The organism is Streptomonospora sediminis (assembly GCF_054778995.1).
The window spans coordinates 1-1,386 of sequence record NZ_BAAGYZ010000076.1 but is presented as its reverse complement, the minus strand read 5'-3'; the positions used below and the strand labels follow the sequence as shown (position 1 = coordinate 1,386).

Below are 1,386 nucleotides of genomic sequence, written 5' to 3'. Positions count from 1 at the left end.
GCGGTCACTGATCGCCTACGACCACTGACCGGTACACACAACAACTCCCATCAACGATCTAGCTGCCGTCGTCGCCTCTCCAGTCGTCAATGTCCATGTTGGCGAGCGCAAGATTCACCACCATGCCTGAGACGAGGTCGGCGCTCACCCGAAAGGCGCGCCCGAGCTCGTCAGCCAGCGGCACGACAAGGACGGGTTGGCCGGGGGCCCGCATGGCGGTGCCGTCCGCGATCAGCAGGACATCCGCGGTCATCTCGTCCTCATCTTCCGGGCTGAGACGGAGCACCGCCATCAGTTGCTCCGGGGTGGCGTCCTCGTATGCGCGGTCGTCCACGACGTCGACCCAGCTGTGCCAATCCGCCGGGTCCGCCCCGTCCGGTGTGCTGTGTACGGCCGCGGCGAGCGACGACAGGGCCGCGTCGTCGGTGAAGTCGGTGCGCACGAGGACGGTGTTGAAGCCCTCGGTGAGCGGGGGCAGAACCCGAGCCGGGGGTTCGTAGCGGGGCGGCGGGTTCAGCGACTCCAGTTCCATGCCGGCGGGGAAGTCCCGATCTTCGTCGTCCTCGTCGTCGCCGGGACGCCACTCCGGATCCGTCGCAAAGTCCTCCGGGTAGGTTTCCAGTTCGTATTCCAGCGACGGCCGGTGCAGCACCAGGTGGAGCATTGCCGCGTGGCGCGCGGAGAGCCAAACGGCGTAGTCCTCGTCCGTGCCGGAAACCGCCAGCAGCGAGCGGTACTCGGCATCGGCCATCGTCACGTCATTGGCGACCAGGACCAGGTCGGGCACCCACGGCCGGGCCCCATTCGCAACGCTCTTCAGCGCCGCGCGCACTTCTTCAGCGGTGGCGCCCTCCCAGCCGGGATCGTCCACCACGATGAGCCGCCGGGGGATGGATTCCTGCATGGTCGCATGGGCAGCGGAAACGGGCTCGGCGGCCGGGTGCAGCCCGGGCAGCTCCCCCATCCGGTGGCGCACGTCGGCCCATGCACCATCGTCGCCGTAGTCGGTGCGCACGAGCAGCAGCCCGTGCACACGGCTTTCGCCGTCATCGGAGGCAGGGGGCAAGGGCAGGACGGGCCGCATCGGCAGGCACCTCATCGGGTCGGGGGGAGAAGTTGAGCACTGCAGTTCAAGCACCGCAGTTCTAACAACAGGCAGCGACAAACCACCTCGAACCGAACCGCGCGTTACGCTTACGAGGCCGCGCAGACAAGCTCGACATTCTCTCGGCCACTCACCACGACGTGCCCGAGCACGGTCCTTTCATTGTCACGGGCAGCGGTGCGCGGTGACCGGACCCGGCTCGACCGGCGGCCGCGTCTCCCCCCATTACCTTTTAGTGCAGTTCCGCAAGGGAACACCCGGCCTTCGGCCCCGGCATGACT

1 protein-coding gene is annotated in these 1,386 nt (G+C 67.7%); it reads right to left on the bottom strand.

The annotated features are described in order from the left end of the window. Positions 1 to 58 precede the first annotated feature (58 nt). Positions 59 to 1,084, bottom strand: coding sequence for a DUF6924 domain-containing protein (locus tag ACYVD5_RS15545; protein WP_461001757.1), 1,026 nt, complete (start codon positions 1,082 to 1,084; stop codon positions 59 to 61). Positions 1,085 to 1,386 lie beyond the last annotated feature (302 nt).